Origin of the sequence: Flavobacterium humidisoli (genome assembly GCF_023272795.1) — a bacterium.
Lineage (GTDB): Bacteria > Bacteroidota > Bacteroidia > Flavobacteriales > Flavobacteriaceae > Flavobacterium > Flavobacterium humidisoli.
In genome coordinates, this window is record NZ_CP096829.1 from 5,392,179 (window position 1) to 5,413,831 (window position 21,653).

Sequence of the window (21,653 nt, forward strand, 5' to 3'; positions counted from 1 at the left end):
ACTAAAGTTCTAGGTTTTATTGGTTTATGACACAAATTTACTGTAGATATAAAAGCCGTAAATCATCCAGTTTTTTCATTTTTTGAAGTGTACTGGTCCAGTAGAATTTTGTGGTTTAGATTTAATTTTACAATATGAAAAACGATATTATTTTTAATTTAATTAAAGTTCATCAACGCATTGAAAATGCTTGCAAGATTGCTGGAAGAAATCCTGAAGATGTACAGCTTTTATTGGCAACCAAAACGGTTCCTGCCGAAAAAATACGAATCGCGATAGAAGCTGGCGAAACTTTGATGGGTGAAAACAAAATGCAGGAATTGCGAGATAAAAATGATGTTTTGAAGAATCTTCCAGTTGAAAGGCATTTTATTGGACATCTTCAAACGAATAAAATAAAAGATGTCTTGAAATATGTTACTTGCATTCAATCTTTGGACAGAATCAATTTGGCTGATGAATTGCACAAACAGCTCCAAAATCAAAACAGAAAATTGGATGTTTTTGTTCAAGTCAATACTTCCTATGAAGAAAGCAAATTCGGATTGGCGCCAGAAGACGTTTTATCTTTCATTAAAAAAATAAAAACGTACGAGACCTTGAATATTAAAGGTTTAATGAGCATTGGGCTTTTAGATGTTGAAAAAGAAAAAATGATTCCGTCCCTAAGGCTTTTAAGAACAATTCGGGATGAAATTTATTCGGAAGAAATTGAAGGTTTAACCGATTTGAAACTTTCGATGGGAATGTCTCAGGATTTGGAACTTGCCATTGCTGAAGGTTCTAATATGGTGCGAATTGGCACATCAATCTTTGGAAACCGTTTTTTAGGAAAAGAAATCTGGAACGAAAACATTGCAGAATAAAACTTAATTTTGCAGCAAATAATGAGAGATGAACCTGAATGATCTTACTGTAATTGATACTGAAAAAATTGCTTTAGACGATTTATTTTTTAGCGAAGAAAATAAAGCTGCTTTGCTTCAGATTATCAAAGAACATCAATATATAGAGGAATTAAAAAAATACAATCTTAAAGTTGACAACAAGATTTTATTATACGGAAGTTCTGGCTGCGGTAAAACAACAACCGCAAAAGCGATTGCCCATACTTTAAACAAAAAAATTATTATTGTAAATCTGAGTACTGTAGTAGATTCTAGGATAGGCGAAACTTCTAAAAACTTAAAAGCTATTTTTGATAAAGCTATTCGCGAAAGAGCCGTTTTATTCTTAGATGAATTTGACCAAATTGGAAAAAGTCGTGACAGCGACGACAAAGATGTTGGCGAAATGAGGCGTTTGGTAAACACCATCATTCAGCTTTTTGATTATTTCCCTTCAGATAGTTTATTGATTTGTGCCACTAATCACTACGAAATAATTGACACCGCTTTACTGCGAAGATTTCAGCTTCGTTTGAAATATGAAATGCCTTCAGAAAAACAGCTGGATATTTATTACGATAAAATTTTAAGCACGTTTCCAGAGCATTTTCAAAACATAGAAAGAAAATATTCTGTTTCTTATGCAGAAGCTTTAGACTACAGCAATACCACAATGAAAAGGCAGATTATCGCTGCACTAGATGCTAAATAAAAATAGAAAACCCGCTGACACTACAGCGGGTTTTCATTGGGCGGAGTTTTATATAATAGAATGAATAGTGTACTACATTTATAGTCCTCTTGTCAACCAGCCTTTTTTGTTGGCTGTTGCAATGGCATAAGGCGCAATCCAGAATAAACTGAAAGTGTAAAAAACACTATAAGAATAAGCCCAGAAAGATTCTGAAAGTGTATATCTTTTTGCGTAAAACAACATGGAAAAACTTGAAAAGATTAAGATTGCCATTAATGTTGAACTTAAAAACAACACTGGGTGAACTGCAATAAAGTAAAACATAAACAATAGAAACGGATATGTCATTGCAATTTTAAAAAACTGGTTTAAGAATAACATTCTTGCTCCAAATTTTGATTCTTTTCTAAAATCTGTAAAAACATATTTTGCCATCATAAGGTTTTCACGAACGTTACTTCTCGCCCATCTTATGAACATTTTGTATAATCCCTTGTATTCCTCTGGAACATTGGTTAATACCACAGCATTTCTTTGAAATTTCACTTCAAAACCTTGTTTCAAAATCATATTGGTTAGAGCACGATCTTCTCCAATATCTGATGGCTGCCCCATAAAAGTTTGGTTGATCCATTCTGGAAGACAGTTGAAAACGGCATCTCTTTTGTACGCTGCCAAAGCACCAGGTGTACATAATACAGATCCTAATTGACTTTCTGCAGAACGTTGGAATTCGAAACTCATTACAAAACTTACATTCAGCATTTTTGGCAATATTGCTTTTTTATTGTTCAATACCTGAACGTTTCCTGCCACTGCACCACATTTTTTGTTTACCACAAATGGGCTAACTAAGTTTCTTAGAGTATCTTTTTTTACAATAGAATCACTATCTACTGTTACAAAAATTTCTCCTGTTCCTAATTTAAATCCTCTGTATAATGCCTGACGTTTTCCTTGGTTTTTAGGCTGCTGAAAAATCGTTACACGATCTCCCAATTTTGCTTTTGCTTCTTGCATCCAATACCAAGTATCATCTTTACTTCCATCGTCAATAGCCAAAAGCTGTAATTTTTCTGCTGGATAATCGCTTTCTGCAAGGCTCAATAAAGTATCCCAAACTAGTTTTCCTTCATTGTATGCTGGAACGATAATCGTACAAGTTGGCAATAAATCGTCTGATACAGACGGAATTGCTTTATATCTCAAATACAAATAAGAGCTGTACAAGAACACTCCCACTTGATAAAAGAATAAAATGGTGGTGATGATTAAAAATGGTAATCCCCAAGTCGAAGCAATTCTTTCAAAATGAAATTGTTCGAAATCGTCTTGCAATTGAATTACCATAAAGACACCTGCAATTAATAATAAGAACGTTGCAATAAGAACCGCTAATCCGAAAGGACTTGTTGGTCTTTCTACATGTACTTTTTGTGATTTTTCGTTGGTTCTAAAAAAAGAACCGTTTAATGTTTTTTCGCTGATAGCTGAACTGCTGTTCGCATAAAATTGTTCTGAGATAATTGTTTCGCTTTTCATGCTTATACTCCTTTTTTAATTTCCTTAATTGGGCTTTTAGCAAAATCTTCTTCCTTTCAAAAACGGACACATTAGAGATTTTGACATTAACACAATTTGCAAGCGTCATGCCAATACAGTTTTAAACTGGTATAGAGCTATTTAGAAAAACAAGAACAAAAAAGAGTGTGTAATTATTTTACACTTTTTGGATACGGTATACACTAAAACGGTATTTTTTTAATGAAAGAAGTGAGGTTCCAGAAGGGTTTACAGTATTTTCTGTCTTCTATTTGGTAAAGAAATGCGAATCTCAAAAAGCACGTCTCAAAAACATAAAACTGCAAGAATAAATAAAACGCAATTACTAAATTAAAATTGCATAAAAGAAAGAAAACAATCAAATTTTCTATTTTTTTTCGTCTTTAGAAAAACATTCTTCCTAAAAAAACGAGAAGTTTTACTTAAAAAAGTTAAATTTATCCAAGCAAATTAAACACTAAATTTAAGGAGACTAAAAAATGACCAAAGAGCATTATTATCTTTTATTGGCTGATGATGACGAAGATGACTGCCTTTTCTTTAAAGAAGCTCTCGACGAAATAACGATTAGCACCACTCTAGCAGTGGTACACGATGGCGTGCAATTGATGAATTATTTAAAAACTAATAGTACCAATCTTCCAGATGTTCTTTTTTTAGATTTAAACATGCCACTAAAAAATGGTTTGGAATGTCTGGCCGAAATAAAAGAAGACGAAAGCTTAAAAAATCTGCCAATTATTATTTTTTCTACTTCGCTAGATAGCGAAATCGTTGATAATTTATATCTAAAAGGTGCTTCATTTTATATTAGAAAGCCCGGTGAATTTTCTAAACTCAAAAATGTAATAGAAAAAGCACTGACCATTGCGCCCGTAAATAGTTTTAAACAGCCCGAAAGAGCCAATTTCATTCTGCAACCTTAATCTTCTCTGGAAATGAACCGCAAACAAAAGGAACATTATTTTCTTTCCGAAGGTGGAGAAATGGGAGAATTAATTCGTTCCGCAGATTGGAAAAAAACGCCTTTGGGTGATCCAGAAAAATGGCCGCAAAGCTTAAAAACAATGACTGCAATGATCCTTGGCAATCCGTTTGGAATGTACATTGCGTGGGGAAAAAACTATACTCAACTCTATAATGATGCCTTTCGTCCAATTCTAGGAATCTCTAAACATCCTGAAGCTTTAGGCGGAAGTTCTAAAGATACATTTGGCGAAATCTGGGACACTATTGGGCCTCTTTTTGCCGATGTTATGCAGGGAAATGCAGTAAGTTTCCCTGATTTTAAAGTCCCACTTTATCGAAATGGCTACATGGAAGATTGCTTTTTTGATTTTTCATACAGTCCCATAAAAATAGAAGACGGATCTGTTGGCGGTATCTTGGTGACTGTTATTGAAACCACAGAAAAGAAAATTGTTTCTGATGCTTTGCACGAAAGCAATTCGCGGTTTATCAATAACATTATGCAGGCTCCAGTGGCAATGTGTATTTTTAGAGGCGAAAACAATGTTGTTGAAATCGCCAACGAACAAATGTTACAGCTTTGGGGTGCAAAAGCTGAAAATATCATTAATAAACCTATTTTTGAAGTTCTTCCAGAATTGAAAAAACAAGGACTTGATGAAATATTGCAAAACGTGTTTATCTCAGGAAAAAAAATCGTTACTGACGAACTTTTTGTTCCTTTAAACCGAAACGGACAAACCGAAAACACCTATATAAATTTTGTTTATGAAGCTTTGAGAGAAATCGACGGCACAATTTCTGGAGTTGTAGCAATCGCGACAGAGGTTACTGCCCAAGTTTTGGCTCGTACGAGAGTAGAAGAAAGCGAACAAAAAATAAGACAATTAGTTGAAAATGCCCCTTTTCCAATTGCCGTGTATGTCGGAAAAGAAATGCGTATTGAACTCGCTAATGAATCGATTATAAAAATCTGGGGAAAAGGTTCAAACGTTATTGGAAAGACTTACAAAGAAATTCTTCCCGAATTGCACAATCAATCGGTATTTGAACAAGTCGAATCGGTATTCAATACTGGACAATCGTTTCACTCCAGAAATTCCCGCATTGATATTGTAATCGATAATGTATTGCAATCTTTCTATTTCAATTACAGCTTTACTCCTTTATACGACCTAAATGGGAAAATTTATGGTGTAATGAATACTGCTGTAGAAATTACAGATTTGTTTTTAGCCAAACAAAAAATTGAAGAAAGCGACAAACGATTCCGTAATACCGTAAGGCAGGCTCCTGTTGGAATCACCATTTTGCGCGGACCAGAATATGTGGTTGAAATGGCCAATGAAGCGTACCTTAAAATTATAGACAAAAATGAAGAATCTTTCGTTGGAAGACCTTTGTATGTTTCGCTGCCAGAAGTAAAAGAGAGCGTTAGTGCTTTATTGGACAACGTTTTAAAAACTGGCATTCCTTTTCACGGAATTGAAGTTCCTGTTCCTTTAAATCGATTCGGAAAAATAGAAACTTCTTATTTCGATTTTCTTTATCATCCTTTGAAAGAAGAAAACGGAACTATTTCAGGAATTTTAGTAACGGTTACCGAAGTAAGCGAAAAAGTCGAAGCCAGAAAAAAAATAGAACTCAACGAAGACCGTCTTAAAATTGTTGTTGAAGCCAGCGAATTGGGAACTTGGGAACTGAATGTAAAAACGCGAATTCCTACTTATTCTAAAAGATATCTTGAAATTATTGGCGGTTATACCGAAGATGTAATGCTTACGCACGAAGAATTATTAGCCCATCTTCATCCCGATGATTTGCATATTCGAAACAAAGGTTTTAAAGAAGCTCTAAGTTCAGGATTTCTAAATTATGAAGTTCGTGTAATCTGGAAAGATCAATCTATACATTGGATTGAAGGAAAAGGAAAAGTTTTTTATGATGAAAACCATCAGCCTCAAAAATTAATTGGAACTATTCGAGATATTACGGAAGAAAAAAAATACCAGCAGAAAATTGAAGAAAACGAAAAGAAACTGCGAAATCTTATTATGCAGTCTCCTGTTCCGAAAGCCATTTTGCGTGGATCGGATTTTGTAATCGAAATGGCCAATTTTGTATTGCTGAATAACATTTGGAAAAAAGAAGAAACGGAAGTTGAAGGAAAAAAAATACTAGAATTATTTCCTGAACTCAACAAACAGAAATATGCCAAATTATTAAAGAAAGTTTACGAATCTGGCGAAGTTTATTCAGAATCTGAATCGTTACTTTTTATTGCTAATCAAAATGGTGGCAGTCAATTTTATGTTGACTTTGAATTTGCCCCGCTGCGCGAAAGTGACAATTCGATTTCCGGAATTCGAATGACTTTGATTGATGTTACAGAAAAAGTCGATGCAAGAAAAAAAATCGAAGAAAGCGAAAAAAGGTTCCGTCTGCTGACAGAAAGTATTCCGCAGCTAATCTGGGAGACTGATGCTGAAGGGAATGCACTTTTCACTTCGGGACGATGGTTTGAATATACCGGAATTGAACCCGGAACGGACGGTTCTTGGCAAAAAATGATTCATCCAGATGATTTTGAAGAAAATATTAAAATCTGGCAACATGCTCTGGCCACTGGAGAAATGTATCGTTGTGATGTAAGAATGCATAGAAAAGATGGTTCTTACAGATGGCATACTGTTATTGGGGAACCTGTTTTGGGGCCTGATAATAAAATTTTAAAATGGGTTGGTGCGTTTACCGACATTCATACCGAAAAAGCTTTTACCCACGAACTCGAGCAGCAGGTTACTGCTCGTACAAAAGAACTCATTCAGATCAACGAATCACTCCGAAAAAGTGAAGAACGTTATCATTTAATGGTCGAAGAAATTCAAGAATATGCCATTTTATACCTCAACCGTGAAGGTATTATTGAGAATTGGAATGCTGGTGCCGAAAAAATAAAAGGCTATAAAGCGGAGGAAATTGTCGGGAAATATTTGGCTGTTTTTTATACCGAAGAAGATCAAAAAAATAATCTGCCTCAAAAACTTTTGCAAATTGCAAGAGAAAAAGGAAAAGTAATTCATGAAGGATGGCGCGTACGTAAAAACGGGAGCTTGTTTTGGGCAAGTGTAGTTATAACGGCGGTTCATAATAAAAAAGGCGATGTTATTGGTTTTTCTAAAGTGACCCATGATTTGACTGAAAGGAAAAAAGCCGATGATAAATTAAAAATGAATGCACTTGAGCTAGAGCAGAAAAACAATGAATTGGAAGAAATGAACAAAGAGCTCCAGTCATTTGCTTATATCTCTAGTCACGATTTACAGGAACCACTTCGAAAAATACAGACTTTTGCTTCCCAGATTATCGAAAAGGAATCGGGAAGTTTATCAGAAAACGGAAAAGATAAATTTAAACGAATGCAGAATGCTGCACAGCGAATGCAGACTTTAATTAATGATTTATTAGCTTATTCTAGAACAAATAGCCAAGAACGCACTTTTATAAAAACAGATCTTAGCCAAATTATTAAGGAGGTTAAAGAAGATTTAACTGAAGAATTAGAACAGAAAAGTGCCGTAATTGAAATCGGAGAAACTTCTGAAGTTGATATTATTCCGTTTCAGTTCAAGCAATTACTCTATAATTTGATCAGTAATTCATTGAAATTCTCAAATCCTGAAATTCCGATTTTAATTAAAATTACGAGCACAATTGCATTTGGCCAAGATTTGGAAGAAGAAAAACTGATTCCAGCCAAAAAATATTGCCACATTAAAGTTTCCGATAACGGAATTGGTTTTGAAGCGCAATATAACAAAAAAATATTCGAAGTCTTTCAGCGGCTTCATGGCAGAGATCGCTATAACGGCACAGGAATTGGATTGGCCATTGTAAAAAAAATTGTAGAAAACCACAACGGAATTATAACCGCTTCTGGCATTCACAACGAAGGAGCTTCTTTTGACATTTATATTCCCGTCAATTAATTTTACACCATAAAAAAAACGGAAACTTCTTAATTGGAGTTTCCGTTTTCCATTTCAAAACAAATTGAAATTATCTCAAAACAATTTATTATCTAGTATAAACAGTAATTACACCAGTTGTTTTGTCTTTAATTTTTAGTTCTTTGTTAGTAAGGTTCATGATATCGCTTGTTGAACTCAAATTTCCAACAGTAATAGTCAAATCGTTATGAGATCTTACATAAGTTCCAGCAGTTTCTGTTAAAGCGCAATCAGATCCATTATAGTCACCAATAACTGCTGCATTACTTAATCTTAAATCTAAATAATCTCTATTACATCCTGCCGCATTTTCTGGTGCATCAACCAATACTTCTTTACCATCTACGATTGTTCCTCTTTGGCTTAGATTATATTTACCTTGAATTGGAACAATTGTTTCTCCTTCATTATCGTCGTTACTACAAGAGGTTACGAACATTCCCGCGCTTAAGGCTAATACGAATAATATACTTTTATTTTTCATGTTTGTTTGTTTTTTAATTATTTAATTCAATAATGCTAAATTAAAGGTATATACTTACAAATAATTTCATGATTTTAGGAATATATTACATAAATCGCATTTTAGGATATTTTAAAAATTAATTAAAATATTACTTGCAAGGCTTTCCCTTTAAGTATCTTTTAAACATATAATCAGTCATTGGACGAAGTGCTTTTCTGTTCTCTGGGTGCCAACCATTTCCATTGTCATTAAAAAAATCAATTCCATTAGCTGTTTTACCATACCAAACAATAGCCTCACCATTGGTTAGAAAACATTTTGTTGTATCGCACGCTGTTATTTTTCTAAAATCCAAAAGATCTTTATCTAATGGAATTACTTCATTTAAGTTACTACTTTCATTATGTGAAGTACAATCTACAACTTCATAATGATTTCCAGTCCACTGCATACAGTGTTTTTTAAAGAAAGCGAAATAAACCACGGTAGTTACTAAACCAAAAATTAAAGTTATTGCAATTATAGTCTTCTTTAGTTTCTCTTTAAACCTTTGCAAAATTTTCTCCTTTGTATCTATAAATATATTTGTTGATTTTGGTTCTAAAGGAGGAGATAAAACTTCCGCTTCAGTACTTTGAGCCTCTTTCTCAAAATTTTCATCTACAAAATCAACATCTAATTCTTTTATTTCTTTCTCATTAGTACTAGAATTAATTTCATTTTTAGAAAAATCAGGTTCAAATCCTTTTTTAACAAATTTTCTAAAAGGTCGATTCTCAAAATCAACCAAAATTGCGGCTAAATCTACAGTACTAATTTTTGCAGTTTCTCTTTCTGCTTTAAAAAAGGCTCCCACTTTTTTAAACTTATCAGTGTATTGCTGTGAGGTATCAACTTCTTTTGGAACAAATTCAGCTTTAAAAAAGGTACGATAAACTGCTAAATCATCAGCTTTCGGTTCTGCATTAAAAATTTCCCAACACAAATCTCTTAAAAGAGCTTGAGAAGGATTACTTAAATAATGTGAATATTTCCCATCACTTTTCTCAACTCTATATTTTTCTCGAATCGCTTCTTTATAATCATTTTCAATATCCTCTTGAGTAATTTTTTTCATTGGCAATCAGGATTTTTCAGGATTTAGTATCAGTTTTTTCAAGTTTTTATTGGACATCATCGGAGAATCAGGAAATCCTGGAATTCCGTATCAATACAGCTTCAAAACGGTTGTTACTTTGCCTCAACAAAATTAGTTATCGCTTTGATCTGCAGGTCAAAAAGCAAATGTACAAAACTAGTTTATGTACCAAGTGCGGAAAACCGTAAGACGGATTTTATTCCGGGAAGTATAGATGAAAATCTTACTGTTCTACGCACTTCACTTCCCAAACAAAATTTGGTATTGCCATTTAAAACCAACCTGGAAAAAATTCCGGAACGCAATGCCCATTGTTCAACTTTTAAATTTTAAAAAAATGAAAACATTATATTTATGGGGAGCGTGCATCCTATTGTCAACTACATTATTTTCTTGCTCTGCTGATGAACTAGAAACAACTAAAGATAAAACTGAAGTACAAAAAGAGTCTATTCCGTCACAAGCGAATATTGGTCCAGATGATGATCCGATCACGGTTCCGCCACCACCAAAAAAACCATAATTTAAAAATTTGTAATTTGTAATAAATTACTATTTTAGGGGAAAGTAACTTTTATGCTACGATCCCCTTTTTTTTGTTTGCTAATTGTTCTATTTTTCCTTTCCTGCAAAGAGAAAACAGTTGTTTCGCCTAAGCCTGATCCTACTCGGGAAGAAGCTTATAAATATAGAGATGAAGGCATTCTGAATCTTCAAAGCAAAAACTACAATAATGCTTTTTACAATTTCAATAAATCGAAAATAATATTTGAAAGCTCAAAAGACAGTACCAATATTGTCTACAATCTTATTCAGATGGCTGCTATTCAGCAGATAAACGGAGATTTTTACGGAAGCAAAGAAACTTTGACCGAAGCGCTCCCTTATATTAAAAAGAAAGATATTTATAGCATTTCGATTAACAACTTCTTCGGAATCGCTGATAAAGAACTTTCCTTATACGAAGATGCCATTTACTATTACAATAAGGCTTTAAAAGATTCTGAAAATGAAGTTTTAAAACAATCTCCTTTAAATAACATTGCTGTTATTTACATTGAGCAGAAAAAATATGACAAGGCCATTCAAATTTTAGAACCTATACTGGCCAAGGATATTTTTCCTAAAGACGAATACATCATAAAAAAAGCTCGAATTTTAGATAATTTGGGATTTGCTTATTCAAAAAATGGAATGCCAGAAAAAGGACTTCCGCTAATGGAAAAAGGATTAATATTACGAAACCAAATTGATGATTTTTACGGCAGCATTGGCAGTAATTTGCATTTGGCAGAATACTATTCTTCGAGCAATCCAAAAAAATCGAATCAGTATGCGCTTGAAGCTTACAAAACCGCTACAAAACTCCGCAGTATTGATGAACGTTTGAAAGCATTATCTTTTTTGATCTCCAATGATTCTGAAACCCAAAATACAGGATATGCTAAAAAATTTGTTTTCTTAAATGACAGCATCATTACCATTCGAAATAATTATAAAAATAAGTTTGCTAAAATTAAATACGATTCTAAAAAAGAAAAAGACGAAAATCAGAAACTGCGATTAGAGAAAGCAGAGGATTTACTTGCCCTACAAAAAGCGCAATACCAAAAGATCTTGTTTATAATTGGCATTACATCGCTTTTTCTTTTATTGCTTTATTTGAGGAAATATTACCAAAATCGAAATCGAATTGAAAAAATAGAAACGGCCTATAATACCGAAACCCGAATTGCGAAAGATATTCATGATGAGCTTGCAAATGACGTTTTCAATGCTATTGCTTTTACACAAACACAGCCGTTAGAAAATGAAAGCACAAAAGAAACTTTGATTCAAAAACTAGATACTATTTATTCGCGAGTTAGGGGAATTTCTAGGGAAAATAATGATATCGATACAGGCACAAATTATGTGAACAATTTAAAAGAAATGCTCTCAACTTATAACAGCAGTCAAACAAACGTTATTATAAATGGTGTCGATAAAATAAATTGGGATTCGGTTGAGGATTTAAAAAAGATTGCCATTCAGAGAGTTTTGCATGAATTAATGGTTAATATGAAAAAGCATAGCGAAGCTTCTGTAGTATCCATAAAATTTAATTCCAATTCTAATTCACTCTTTATTGACTACAGCGATATTGGCAAAGGCTGCGAAAAATCAAAAATTATAAAAAATGGTCTGCAAAATATGGAAAACCGTATTTTGGCCTTAAAAGGAACTATTACTTTTGACACTGAACCGAATAAAGGTTTCAAAGTAAAAATAACAATGCCTAAATAAGAGCCTATGTTTAAAAAAGTAATTATTGCCGAAGATTTTGAAGAATTCAATTTAGCCGTAAAACAAACTTTGAGTGACCTCAACATTGTCAATTTTCAACATGCAAAATATTGTGATGATGCCTTTTTAAAAATAAGGAAAGCCATTCAGGACAATGAACCTTTTGATTTATTGATTAGTGACCTTTCGTTTAAAAAAGACCATCGTGAAGTCAAAATTGGAAGTGGTGACGAATTAATTCAAAAAGTTCGAGAATTACAGCCCAATATTAAGATTATAGCTTATTCGGTTGAAGATAAAAATGTTCGTATAAAATCACTTTTTGACGATTCTGAAATTAATGCCTTTGTTCTAAAAGGCAGAAACAGTATTGAAGATTTGAGAAAAGCAATTTCAATCATTTCAACTTCTGATCAAAAATTTATTTCGCCCGAAGTGGCTTCTGCATTACAGGAAAAAGGCAACTACGAAATAGACGATGTAGATATTAAAATTTTAAAGTATTTATCTTCTGGAACATCTCAGGACGACATTATCGAAATTTTTAAAACCAGCGATATTAAACCTAATAGTAAAAGTGCAATGGAAAAAAGATTATCAAAACTGAAAGATTTTTTCAAGGCAAATAATACCGTTCATCTGGTTTCAATCACAAAAGATATGGGAATAATTTAAATTCCTTAATACTCCATTTTCAAAGCTCCTTCGGGAGCTTTTTTTATTTCCTTAAATTAAATTTTTGGATTATGGATTTCCGTAAAATACTGGTTTTGATTGGTTTTACTTTTGAAAAACAAATCAATTAAATCATAAAAAAATGAAGAAAACTATCTTACAAATTATCCCATTTGCTATTGTTGCACTTCTATTTTCTTGTCAAAAACCAATTGTATCAGATACAGAAATAGCTGCTGCAGTAGACTCAGCGGCAATAGTTGTTGATTCGATGCCACTAACCGTAAATAATAAATGGGAATATCATCAATCAACAGATAAAATGACATCAAAAGCAGTCAAGTTTGCACAAATAATGTCTAATGAAAGCTTAGATCTAGAATTTCCATATGAAGGAACTAATTTTGGTAGATTAACATTAAGAAAAAAGGATGGCTTGGATATATACTTAAGCATTGATAAAGGACAAATTAGTGGAGGATATGATAACAATTATATCTCAGTACGTTTTGATGAAGAGAAACCTATTAAATTTAGCTATACTGAACCACAAGATGGAAGCAGTGACTTAATTTTTATTGATAACGGAGTAAAATTTTTATCAAAGTTAAAAAAATCAAAAAAAACACTTATTTCGCTACCTCTATATCAGGCTGGAAATCAGATACTCGAATTTAACACGGTAGATTTAAAATGGTAATTTTTAAAAATATTAAATTATGAAAAAAATTATAGTCCTTTTTACTCTAATTACAATCTTTGGCTGTTCAACCAAAAGTGAATTATATAAAGAAACAGATTCATTTGTGCAATCTCTACAAACAGAATATGAAAGCTATGGATTTTCTCCTGAAAAATATTCTAAGACAACTAGTGATGGATTGTATACTATTTCTCCAATTGGTCGTTTGGTAAATGTAAAAATACAAAAAAATGTAAGTTCAGAAGAATACGAAGAATTAAAGAAAGATCTCGAGAATCATTACCAAGACGATTCAAGAGTTAATAGTGTATACATTTGCCAGGCTGGCACTATTATGATTGATTGCAGAAACTAAGATTAAGATATATAACAAAACTCATTTTAGTAAAACCAATATGTTTTAAAGAGGAACTTCATCGTCCTCTTTTTCCTGTTTAAAAAAAACTTATTCTAAAATTCTTTTTATTACGGTTTTCCATAAAATACTGATTTTGATTGGTTTTACTTTTGAATTATTAATTTAAATTCTAAACCTATGGAAATGAATATCCAACTAAAATCATTAGCCGATAAAATAAATCAGCTGAAAAGTAAAATTGAAACAGAAGAATCAACTAAACATGCTTTTGTATTACCTTTTATACATATTTTGGGTTATGATGCATTTAATCCGCTTGAAGTAGTTCCTGAATTTACTGCAGATCTTGGATTAAAGAAAGGTGAAAAAGTAGATTATGCTATATTTCAAAATGGAGAACCTATAATAATTGTGGAATGCAAAAGCTGGAAAGAGAAACTTACAGTTCATAATTCTCAATTATTCCGTTACTTTCATGTCACAAAAACCCGATTTGCTCTTTTAACAAACGGAATAAATTATCAATTCTTTACCGATTTGGATGATCAAAATAAAATGGATGAAAAGCCTTTTTTAGAATTCGACATCTGTAATCTAAAAGAAAATACAATAAACGAAATTGCGAAATTCCACAAAGCAAATTTTGACGTGGACAATATTGTAAGCAATGCCAGTTCTCTAAAATACATTAAGGAAATTAAGAAACTCATCAACGCTGAATTAGAGAATCCTTCGAACGATTTCACAAAGCTTTTTGCAAGTAAAATATACGCGGGCAGACTAACTGAAAAAGTTGTGGATGAATTTAAAGATTTAGTTCAGAAATCAGTTAGTCAATTCATTAATGACAAAATTAATGATCGTTTGAACGCAGCTTTAAGTAAAGAAACTATTAAACAACAAGATGAAGAAATTAATTTTGTTGAAGATGACAATAAAGTCGTAACGACTGAAGAAGAACTTGATGGCTATCGAATTGTAGTTGCTATTTTACGCCGAAAACTGCCAACTTCAAGAATTGTATTTCGTGATACACAATCTTATTTTGGAATACTACTTGATGATAATAATCGTAAACCTCTCTGCAGACTTCACTTAAATGGTGGGAAAAAATATATAAGTCTTTTCAATAATAACAAAAGCGAAGCTAAAATTGCAATTTCCTCAATTGATGATATTTATCAATACGAAAAGGAATTATTAGAAACTGTATCACTTTATGAAACAGAATTAAATCCCGTATAAGTACTCATTTTCACAAACTTAATTCTAATTAGATTTATCGCTACCAAATAAGTTTTTAACTCTAACTAAATACCTCTACTGCCTATGCAAAAAAACTACTTCACCTTACTTTTATTATTTGCGTTTTATTCCTGCCAAAAAGCTAGCGCTCCGCCTCCATTACCGCAAGTAAATTCATTTTACAAAAGTGCTATTAGCGCAGACGACCGCAAAACTATTACAGCAGAAGAAGCTAAAACCTATCATGTAAATCCTGTATATAAATACGAATACAGAACTGGGCATCCAGGACATTATAAGTACAATTACCATGTAAAGGGAATAAACGTACTAGGCGATTCGGTTTTTGGAAATATTAATACAGAAGGAAAATACGGCGCAGGGATTTTAATAACTGATAGTATTCCAGAATTAGAAATTAATACCGAATGGGTTTCTCACGGGAAACTAAAAGCTATTGATAAGAAAGGAAACGAATATAATCTAGTCGTCAAATAAAAATAAACTAATGAAAAACACTTTACTCTTACTTTTTATTTTTTGCACTTCTTTCCATCCCGTAGAAGACAACGTTTTTATCTGCGGTTCTACTGGAGCTAAAAAGTATCATTATAATGAGAATTGCCGTGGCTTAAGCTCTTGTAGCCATGGGGTGGTAAAAAAATCTCTAAAACAAGCCAAAGGTTTAGGTTTGACACTTTGCGGATGGGAAGACTAAACATCTTCCTATTTTTACATTTAATTATTTGATAATAATGACTTTACAATAATTTCACATTAGTTTTTTTAATTTGATATAAAACTAATCGTCATGAAATTATTTAATCTAAATTTTCTGGTTTCTTTCAAAGAATGGCTTTTTTTAAGAGCTATGCAATCTTCTTTCCTACATTGAATAGTATATAAATAAAGGAAAGTACGATTGAATGAATAAAATTGAAAGCTCATTTCTGAACAAAAACCAATTTGGTAAAGATTTCTTGTGGGGTGTATCAACTGCTGCTTTCCAAATTGAAGGTGCACATGATTCTGACGGAAAAGGTTCTTCTATCTGGGATGTTTTTACTTCTCAAAAAGGAAAAATTAAAAACGGACATCATGCCATAACTGCCTGCGATTTTTACAACTCATATCAGGACGATATTGGTCTAATTAAGGAATTAAATATTCCTAATTTTAGATTTTCTATCAGCTGGCCTAGAATTATGCCAACGGGTATTTATCCTATTAACCAAGCCGGAATCGATTATTACAACAAAATAATAGATTCGTTGCTGAATTCTGGAATCGAACCTTGGATAACACTTTATCACTGGGATTTACCGCATGATCTAGAAGTAAAAGGAGGTTGGACAAACCGAGAATCTGTTTCTTGGTTTAAAGATTATGTTGAAGTCTGTGTACAGTATTTTGGCGATCGTGTTAAAAATTGGATGGTAATTAACGAACCTTCTGTCTTTACAGGCGCAGGTTATTTTTTAGGCATTCACGCACCAGGTAAAAAAGGAATTACGAATTACCTAAAAGCCATGCACCATGTTACTCTTGCAACTGCTGCTGGAGCCAAAATAATTCGAGAACGAATTTCGGATGCCAACATCGGAACTACTTTTTCGTGCACGCATATCGAACCTGCAACAGAAAGCTCAAAAGATGTTGAAGCCGCAAAACGTGTAGATACTTTATTAAACCGAACTTTTATAGAACCCATTTTAGGATTAGGTTATCCGCAGAAAGATCTTCCGGTTCTTAAAAAACTCAATAATTACATTTTAGACGACGATTTAAAGAATCTCGATTTCGATTTTGATTTTATTGGTTTGCAATGTTATACTCGTGAAGTGGTAAAATCGGCCATGTTGATTCCGTATATTGGTGCAGAATTAGTAAGTGCCGAAAAGCGAAATGTAATTTCTACCGATATGGGCTGGGAAGTTTATCCGCCCGCAATGTATCATATTCTTAAAAAATTTAATGAATACGAAGGAATCCGAAAAATCATTGTAACTGAAAACGGCGCTGCTTTTCCTGACACCGTTCAGAACGGAAAAGTGCACGATATAAAACGAACTCATTTTATTCAGGACAATTTAGAACAGATTTTAAAAGCAAAACAAGACGGTTTAAATGTCGATGGCTATTTTGTCTGGACTCTAACCGATAATTTTGAATGGGCCGAAGGATATAATGCCCGTTTCGGATTAATTCACGTTGATTTTGAAACGCAAAAACGTACTATTAAAAATTCAGGATTGTGGTTTAAGGATTTTTTATCCTAACTGTTTGATTTTACAGCAAAATAAATAAAGAGTTTTCACAAAGAGCGCTAAGTTTTTTTTTTAGATAACTTTCAGTTAAAACAAAGTTCGCAAAGCTATATATAAATTGCTTTGCGAACTTTGCGTTTATCTTATGCTCTTTGCTTTTAAAAAACTAAACCCAAATAATCTTAAGACTTATATTTATAATTCTGTTTTAAGATTCCCACATGGATTTTCCCATTAGGTTTTAAGTTAGTTATGATCCTAATAAATTTCTCCTCAGGATATTTTACATCAAAACTAAAGGTTGTGTCTTTTACTTTAACTTGAAGCAAATGTTTTCCTTCACCAGAAACTGACAGTCCAACTGTTTCGTAAGTGGGTAATGCTTCTGTAGCTTTTAAATTAATGTCTTGAACTTTTTCTTTATCTATAAACACTTCTAGTTTTATGTTGTCCAATTCCATATTGGTTGGCTGTTCAAATGAGACAACATATTTTTTACAGCTGACAGTGCATAAAACGATTAATAGTAATAGAAGCTTTTTCATAAATGATGTTTTTGTAACTGATATTAATAGATTCGAAATCTATTTTAATTTTTATAAATATAGATAATTTTATTGCAATTCGGTTGTTCGAGAAAGTAAGTTTTTCGGTCTTTTCAATTCGTTTTTATTCGTTTAAAAACGGTCAAAAAAAATACACTTTTTCAGCTAAAAAAAGTGCTATTTCCTTGATTTTTATTAGGTTTAACGAGATTATTTTCTTATCTTTATAGTGTAAATAACAGTAAATATATGCCGAAAAACAGACTTTTTTATTACCAAAATTACCCTTCAAAAAATCATTCTTTTTACCCCTTCACGCATTTTATTTTTCAAAATGCTTTTCCTTTTCATTTCGAAACAATCTTATTTAATCTTTTTTCTGCACCAAATATATGCAGGCCGAAGAAACTAGAGCAACTGCTCCAACCGCAATCGTAATTATTTTGCGAGGATATATTTTCTGAGCCATTTTTTTAGAAAATAGATTCCTAAAATTCAATAAAAGAGTTCTTTTTTTAGGAACTTCTTTCGCCTCTGCATGTTCATTTTCCGCCAAAACTTTTTTCTCTATGCCATTATTTTCGATTTCAACCGTTACGTCCTTAACGACACTTTTCATTTGTTTCGCTTCTTCAATCCTACATTTTTCATTGAACTTTTTAAAAGGGCGCGGCTGAAAATCGACTATCACTGCAGCAAGATTTATCGCATCAATATTTGATGGATCTGTTTCTCCTTTAAAGAAAGTTTCAATAGGCCTAAACTTGTCTTTCTGATCTTTAAACTTATGCTTTTGCGTATGGTCAAAATCTAAGCACAATAAATTTCTAAAAACATTTAAATCGTCTTGAGTCGGATTATCTTCAAAAATAAGCCAACACAAATCGCGGAGCTTTCCGCGCGACGGACTGTACAAAAAATCAAAGTATTCTCCCTCTTTTTCGATCTCGTATTTAATTTTAATCGCCTTTTTATATGCTTCTAATGTATTATTCATATTGCCTTTTTTAAGAACTTCTTTAGACTCGTTATTTTCAATTTTAACCAAAACTTTCTTCTATGCCTTTATTTTCGACTTCTACGATTAAACCCTTTCCAGCACTTTCAATTTCTATTCCAATTCTATATTATTTCTATATTTTTTTTTACGGTTCGAAACCAACTTTTGACGAACTTATTGCATCTATAATATTAGAGATTTGTTTAGAATTAAATAACAATTAATCATAAAAAATTAGGCCTTTCCTATCCTTTTATTGGGAATTCTCGGGAATCTCAGGAAAACGCAGGAATTCTGGGAATCCCTTATCAACAGTGATCTAGAAGCGCCTTTACTTTGCATCAGAAATTAGTTCAAGTTTTGTCTGCAGACTAAAACAAAAATATAAAACTAGTTCTAATTAACATTGTGGAAAACCGTAAGACCGAGTTTATTCGGGAAGTATAAATTACGTCTTACAGGTCTACACAATCTACTTCCCCAAAAAACAATTTTGGTATCGCAATTCCAAGATCTGGTTAACTCCGGACAGCCATACCTATGTCTAATTTCTAAATTAAATTAAAATGAAAAAACTAATACTATTTATCGCTTTTGCGTTATTGTTCACGATATTTTCTTGTACTCCTGATGAATACGAGACTCAACCTAAAAAGAAAGTTGAAAAAAGTGCTAATCTATCTATTGGTGGTGATGGAGAAGATCCAGATGGTCCAGGTGATGGTAAAACTGGTACAGGAAAACCATAAAGATTTTTAAATATATATTTAATATGTATTTTTATTACTATTTTCGGGGAAAGTAAATTTGTATGTTACGGTCCCCGTTTTTTTATTTTATTATGCTCCTTTTTCTTTTTTCCTGCAAAGAAAAAAAGACTGATAATACTAATATCGAAGCTATACAAAAACAAGCTATTATTTTACGAGATAAGGCGGATATTAATTTTGACAAACAGAATCTCAATACTGCTTTTTATCAATTTAATGAATCAAAAGAGCTTTTTGAAACTGTAAAAGATAGCCCAAATATTTCCTATGTACTCATTAGGATGTCTGATATACAACAAATTAACGGAGACTATTATGGCAGTAAAGAAACTGTAACCGAAGCATTACCTTATGCCAAAACATTCGAAGGCCATTTAAGATCTATACATAACAACTTAGGCATTGCAGATAAAGAACTCTCTCTTTATGATGATGCGATTTTTTACTACAAAGAATCAATTAAAGATTCTAAAAATAAAGAAGATGGACACGTTCCTCTTAGTAATATAGCTGCTGTATATATGCAGCAAAAAAAATATAATGACGCAATCATTCTTTTAGAATATCTTTTAAGTCAGAAGTTTATAGATAAAAAATCTAACGCAGATTCAAAAGCCATAATGCAAGACAATTTAGGCTATGCTTACTTTAAAAATGGAATGCCTGAAAAAGCTTTACAATTAATGAATGAAGGTTTAAAATTAAAAAATGAAATTAACAACAACTATAGCAGTATTGAAAGTTATCTTCATCTTGCCGATTATTATTCTAAAAAAGATATTAAAAAATCAGACTATAATGCTCTTACCGCTTACAATATAGCTACAAAATTAAATAGTGTCGATGAAAGATTAGAAGCGCTGCAAATTTTAATTTCTAATAATAACAGCCCTAATACAAATAGATATACACAATATTACTTTGCATTAAATGATAGCATTATTAAAGTTAGAAATAATTTCAAAAATAAATCTGCTAAAATTAAATACGATGCAAAAAAAGAAAAAGATGAAAATGTAAAGCTTCACTTAGAAAAGGCTGAAAATCAACTTTCCCTTCAAAGAGCCAAATATATGCGAATTGTATTCGTAATTGTTTTTATCTTTTTAGTTATTCTAATTGCAATTTTAATCCGCTACTATAAAAATAAAAATAAGACGATAGAGTTTAAAAGCTCATACGATACAGAAACGAGAATCTCTAAAAAGATTCATGACGAATTGGCCAATGATGTATTCCAAGTAATTGCTTTTGCCGAATCTCAACCATTGGCTGCAGAAAACACCAAGGAAAATCTTCTGCAGAAATTGGATGACATTTATGGTCGAGTGAGAGGAATTTCAAAAGAAAACAATAAGATTGAAACCGGCAAAGACTTTACCAAAAGCATAAAAGAAATGCTTTCTGCGTACAACACCGTTGAGAGAAACATTATTGCCACAAATTTAGAAAGTGTCAATTGGGAAGATGTTGATGATATAAAGAAAATCACCATCGGAAGAGTGCTACAGGAGTTAATGGTGAACATGAAAAAGCATAGCAAAGCAAGTCTGGTCGTGATAAAGTTTGACAGCGATCAGAAATCAATTCTAATAAACTATACAGATAACGGAATTGGCTGCGAGCAAACGAAGATTTCTAAAAATGGGCTTCAAAATATGGAGCACCGCATTCAGACCGTTAAAGGAACCATCGAATTTGAAACAGAACCCCAAAACGGATTTAAAGCTAAAATAGCAATCCCTAAATAAATCCAGATAGCGCGGATTTGCAATCCGTGCCCGCAACAATAAGACATAATATAAATTATCAAAACAGAAGCTACAAAGAATCATGTAGTTTTTGTTTTTATTCAAAATAGAAAACCAATCTTTGCGGGCACGGATTGCAAATCCGCGCTATCGGATTAATTCGGTTAAATAAACTTTGTGTTCATGAGCGAGACATTACATCTATTAAAAGAAAAGATAATCATGAATTCTAACATCAAAGTTAGGGCGCAATTCAACCACAAATAATATTTTCTATCTTTGTTTTAAACCTAAATTCAGCGTCAAAATCCAAAACAAACAAAAAG

At 32.4% G+C, this 21,653-nt stretch carries 20 protein-coding genes; 15 read left to right on the plus strand and 5 right to left on the minus strand.

Annotation, left to right across the window (positions count from 1 at the left end; translation table 11 throughout):
• Positions 1 to 134: 134 nt before the first annotated feature.
• The gene (locus tag M0M44_RS22630) at positions 135 to 866 is read left to right on the plus strand and encodes a YggS family pyridoxal phosphate-dependent enzyme (RefSeq protein ID WP_248727766.1); all 732 of its coding nucleotides are present in this window, start codon (positions 135 to 137) and stop codon (positions 864 to 866) included.
• Between the two features lie 28 nt (positions 867 to 894).
• Entirely contained in the window at positions 895 to 1,599 is a 705-nt protein-coding gene (locus tag M0M44_RS22635; RefSeq protein WP_248727767.1) for an AAA family ATPase, read from the plus strand.
• A gap of 78 nt (positions 1,600 to 1,677) precedes the next feature.
• Here M0M44_RS22635 and M0M44_RS22640 read toward each other — a convergent pair whose 3' ends face one another.
• Entirely contained in the window at positions 1,678 to 3,123 is a 1,446-nt protein-coding gene (locus M0M44_RS22640; RefSeq protein ID WP_248727768.1) for a glycosyltransferase family 2 protein, read from the minus strand.
• A gap of 500 nt (positions 3,124 to 3,623) precedes the next feature.
• On the opposite strand from M0M44_RS22640, the gene M0M44_RS22645 reads away from it, so the two are divergent.
• Together M0M44_RS22645 and M0M44_RS22650 are read left to right on the plus strand one after the other, a co-directional pair.
• Positions 3,624 to 4,070, plus strand: coding sequence for a response regulator (locus M0M44_RS22645; protein ID WP_248727769.1), 447 nt, complete (start codon positions 3,624 to 3,626; stop codon positions 4,068 to 4,070).
• A 12-nt stretch (positions 4,071 to 4,082) separates the two neighbouring features.
• On the plus strand, positions 4,083 to 8,102 hold the full coding sequence (locus M0M44_RS22650; RefSeq protein WP_248727770.1) for a PAS domain S-box protein: 4,020 nt from the start codon (positions 4,083 to 4,085) through the stop codon (positions 8,100 to 8,102).
• Positions 8,103 to 8,190: 88 nt separating this feature from the next.
• Here M0M44_RS22650 and M0M44_RS22655 read toward each other — a convergent pair whose 3' ends face one another.
• Entirely contained in the window at positions 8,191 to 8,607 is a 417-nt protein-coding gene (locus M0M44_RS22655) for a lipocalin family protein (RefSeq protein WP_248727771.1), read from the minus strand.
• Positions 8,608 to 8,737: 130 nt separating this feature from the next.
• A complete protein-coding gene (locus M0M44_RS22660) occupies positions 8,738 to 9,706 on the minus strand; it encodes a hypothetical protein (protein ID WP_248727772.1) in 969 nt (322 codons plus the stop codon).
• 358 nt (positions 9,707 to 10,064) lie between these two features.
• On the opposite strand from M0M44_RS22660, the gene M0M44_RS22665 reads away from it, so the two are divergent.
• The 9 genes from M0M44_RS22665 to M0M44_RS22705 all read left to right on the plus strand — a co-directional run bounded on the left by M0M44_RS22665 (position 10,065) and on the right by M0M44_RS22705 (position 17,273).
• Positions 10,065 to 10,250: a hypothetical protein gene (locus tag M0M44_RS22665; RefSeq protein ID WP_248727773.1), complete on the plus strand. Its 186-nt coding sequence runs from the start codon at positions 10,065 to 10,067 to the stop codon at positions 10,248 to 10,250.
• A 53-nt stretch (positions 10,251 to 10,303) separates the two neighbouring features.
• Positions 10,304 to 12,013 (plus strand): tetratricopeptide repeat-containing sensor histidine kinase, encoded by a 1,710-nt coding sequence (locus M0M44_RS22670; protein ID WP_248727774.1) that lies wholly within the window; start codon positions 10,304 to 10,306, stop codon positions 12,011 to 12,013.
• Between the two features lie 6 nt (positions 12,014 to 12,019).
• Entirely contained in the window at positions 12,020 to 12,688 is a 669-nt protein-coding gene (locus M0M44_RS22675; RefSeq protein ID WP_248727775.1) for a DNA-binding transcriptional response regulator, read from the plus strand.
• A 142-nt stretch (positions 12,689 to 12,830) separates the two neighbouring features.
• Positions 12,831 to 13,388: a hypothetical protein gene (locus M0M44_RS22680; RefSeq protein WP_248727776.1), complete on the plus strand. Its 558-nt coding sequence runs from the start codon at positions 12,831 to 12,833 to the stop codon at positions 13,386 to 13,388.
• Between the two features lie 19 nt (positions 13,389 to 13,407).
• Positions 13,408 to 13,746 carry a hypothetical protein gene (locus tag M0M44_RS22685; RefSeq protein WP_248727777.1) on the plus strand — a complete coding sequence of 113 codons (339 nt, stop codon included), beginning with the start codon at positions 13,408 to 13,410 and terminating at the stop codon, positions 13,744 to 13,746.
• Between the two features lie 180 nt (positions 13,747 to 13,926).
• Positions 13,927 to 14,994 (plus strand): type I restriction endonuclease, encoded by a 1,068-nt coding sequence (locus tag M0M44_RS22690; RefSeq protein WP_248727778.1) that lies wholly within the window; start codon positions 13,927 to 13,929, stop codon positions 14,992 to 14,994.
• An 84-nt stretch (positions 14,995 to 15,078) separates the two neighbouring features.
• Positions 15,079 to 15,492 (plus strand): hypothetical protein, encoded by a 414-nt coding sequence (locus M0M44_RS22695; RefSeq protein WP_248727779.1) that lies wholly within the window; start codon positions 15,079 to 15,081, stop codon positions 15,490 to 15,492.
• Positions 15,493 to 15,502: 10 nt separating this feature from the next.
• Entirely contained in the window at positions 15,503 to 15,712 is a 210-nt protein-coding gene (locus tag M0M44_RS22700; protein ID WP_248727780.1) for a hypothetical protein, read from the plus strand.
• Positions 15,713 to 15,920: 208 nt separating this feature from the next.
• Positions 15,921 to 17,273, plus strand: a complete 1,353-nt coding sequence (locus tag M0M44_RS22705) for a GH1 family beta-glucosidase (protein ID WP_248727781.1) — start codon at positions 15,921 to 15,923, stop codon at positions 17,271 to 17,273.
• Positions 17,274 to 17,443: 170 nt separating this feature from the next.
• Here M0M44_RS22705 and M0M44_RS22710 read toward each other — a convergent pair whose 3' ends face one another.
• Positions 17,444 to 17,806, minus strand: coding sequence for a hypothetical protein (locus M0M44_RS22710; RefSeq protein ID WP_248727782.1), 363 nt, complete (start codon positions 17,804 to 17,806; stop codon positions 17,444 to 17,446).
• Between the two features lie 367 nt (positions 17,807 to 18,173).
• Positions 18,174 to 18,803, minus strand: coding sequence for a hypothetical protein (locus M0M44_RS22715; protein ID WP_248727783.1), 630 nt, complete (start codon positions 18,801 to 18,803; stop codon positions 18,174 to 18,176).
• Positions 18,804 to 19,372: 569 nt separating this feature from the next.
• Between M0M44_RS22715 and M0M44_RS22720 the strand changes: the two genes are divergently transcribed.
• Positions 19,373 to 19,555: a hypothetical protein gene (locus M0M44_RS22720; RefSeq protein ID WP_248727784.1), complete on the plus strand. Its 183-nt coding sequence runs from the start codon at positions 19,373 to 19,375 to the stop codon at positions 19,553 to 19,555.
• A gap of 92 nt (positions 19,556 to 19,647) precedes the next feature.
• Positions 19,648 to 21,327, plus strand: a complete 1,680-nt coding sequence (locus M0M44_RS22725) for a tetratricopeptide repeat-containing sensor histidine kinase (RefSeq protein WP_338030076.1) — start codon at positions 19,648 to 19,650, stop codon at positions 21,325 to 21,327.
• Positions 21,328 to 21,653 lie beyond the last annotated feature (326 nt).